Here is a 2,058-nt window from a genome sequence, read left to right as displayed (position 1 = left end):
TGCGCTGGCCCATGCCGGCAAGAGCGGTCGCCGGGTGGTCTCCGCCTTCATCGCCACCGCCTTCGCCCAGGAGGATGCCGCCGCCGGCCAGGCGCAATGGCGCAAGGTCGCCGACCAGCTCCGGCCCAAGCTCCCCAAGCTCGCCACCTTCATGGACCAGGCCGAGGCGGACATCCTGGCCTACATGGGGTTCCCCAAGGACCACTGGAGCAAGCTAACGGGGCGGCTTCAAGGAACTTGTCGGTCGGGTCGGGCTTGGCGAGGTGGGGCTGATCCTGTCGATCGATGTGACGCGCCTCGCGCGGTATTGCTCCGACTGGTATCCGCTCCTGGATATCTGCGGCCTGCGCGAATGCCTCATCGCCGACCGGGATGGCGTGTACGATCCCGGCAACGCCAATGGCCGCCTGCTGCTTGGTCTGAAGGGGACCATCTCGGAGCTCGAGCTGCACACAATCCGCAGCCGCCTCACGGCGGGCCTCCTGGCCAAAGCCGAGCGCGGCGAGCTTGCCCTCACCCTGCCGATCGGTCTCTCGCGTGATCCGAGCGGGGTGGTCTTCAAGGACCCCGACGTCGAGGTTCAGGAGCGTCTGGAACTCGTGTTCCGCACATTCCTGAAGCTCCGCACTGTGGCTAAGGTCATGCGCATGCTCAACCATCGCAACCACGACCTCCCGCGCCGCGACCGACACGGCGATCTGCGCTGGACGCGTGCGACGGTCGCGGCGGTGTCGACGATCCTGCAGAATCCCGCCTACGCGGGGGCGTTCGTCTATGGCCGGACTCGCATTCGCGCCGGTGCGGCCGACGGCAGCTCGGTGATGAAGGTCGCCCGGCCAATGGAGGAATGGCGGATCGTCGTCAAGGACCGGTACCCGTCCTACATCGATTGGCCCACCTATGAGAAGATCCGCAGCATCGTCAGGGACAATCGGGCCGAATACATGCGCATCAAGACGAGAGGGGCTCCCCGCGACGGCGATCTTCTGCTGCACGGCATCGTCTGGTGCGGACGCTGCGGCCACAAGATGTACGTCTTGCTACAAGGGCGGCGGAGAGTACGTCTGCAACCATCTGCGCTCCCAAGAGGGCTTGCCGACATGTCAGCACCTGCGCGCCGCGCGCATCGATGCGGCCGTGGCGGATGCGTTCCTGACGGCGCTGGCGCCTGCCGAACTCGATGCCCTGTCGCGCGCCCGGCGGGCGCAGCAGCAGGTCGACGCGACGCTGGTGCGCGGCGCGGAGCGCCAACTCGAGCGCAAGCGCTATGCCGCGGCTCTGGCCGAGCGCCAGTTCAACCGTGTCGATCCGGACAATCGCCTCGTCGCCGGTGAGCTCGAGCGTCGGTGGGAGGCCGCCCTGATCGAAGTTCGGGCGGCCGAGGAAGCGCTCGCCCAGCAAACCGCTCCCCAGCCCGTTGCGCGAATGGCAGTGGGCAAAGCTCTCGACGGCAAGGTTGTCGCCCTCGCTGGCCGCCTGCCGCAGATCTGGGCGGACGCGGCCACGACGGACACACAGCGCAAGGCCCTGTTGCGCTGTCTCGTCGAGAAGGTCGTGCTCGACCGCGGCGAACAGGACGTCGCCCGGGTCCGGATCGTGTGGCGCGGCGGCGCCGTGAGCGACCTCGAAGTGAAGAGGATGGTCAACTCCGTTGCCGACCTCACGCGAGGAACCGAGATGCGGGACCGTGTGCTTGAGCTCGCCCGCGCCGGCACGCCCGACGACAAGATCGCCGCCATCCTCACCGAGGAGGGGCATCGTTCGCCCACTTGCGCGGAGAAGGTTCTGCCGATGACCGTGCAGCGCAGCCGTTGGATCCACGATCCCAGCCTGCTCAGCGCCCCGGAACTGGCCGCCAGGCTCAACATCCCTGTGAACTGGCTCTACGTGCAGATCCGACAGAAGCGCCTGCTGCTCGATCCTCAGCCGACCGGCGCCTACCTGTTCCGAGACATCCCCTCCGTCATCGAGGCCGTCCGCAATCTCCGCAACCACACCATCAGCCGCATCGACCTCAGAATCTGTCAGCCTCACGAGGAGGGGCATCAACATGCGTAA

The 2,058-nt window shown here is 67.1% G+C and carries 2 protein-coding genes and 2 pseudogenes; all 4 read left to right on the top strand.

Annotated elements, in window-relative coordinates; all coding sequences use genetic code 11:
• Positions 1 to 217, top strand: a pseudogene (locus tag FFK22_RS41580) (transposase); the annotation flags it as partial.
• A 13-nt stretch (positions 218 to 230) separates the two neighbouring features.
• A pseudogene (locus FFK22_RS44695) lies at positions 231 to 494 on the top strand (recombinase family protein); the annotation flags it as partial.
• 57 nt (positions 495 to 551) lie between these two features.
• Complete coding sequence (locus tag FFK22_RS44240; RefSeq protein WP_306770269.1) at positions 552 to 1,334, top strand: recombinase family protein; 783 nt, start codon at positions 552 to 554, stop codon at positions 1,332 to 1,334.
• Positions 1,231 to 2,058: a hypothetical protein gene (locus tag FFK22_RS44235; protein WP_221939293.1), complete on the top strand. Its 828-nt coding sequence runs from the start codon at positions 1,231 to 1,233 to the stop codon at positions 2,056 to 2,058. The genes FFK22_RS44240 and FFK22_RS44235 overlap by 104 nt, the downstream gene beginning before the upstream one ends.

The organism is Mycobacterium sp. KBS0706, from assembly GCF_005938675.2.
Classification (GTDB): Bacteria; Pseudomonadota; Alphaproteobacteria; order DSM-16000; family Inquilinaceae; genus Inquilinus.
The sequence above is the reverse complement of the archived record's forward strand: the minus strand, read 5'-3'. Positions and strand labels throughout refer to the sequence as shown.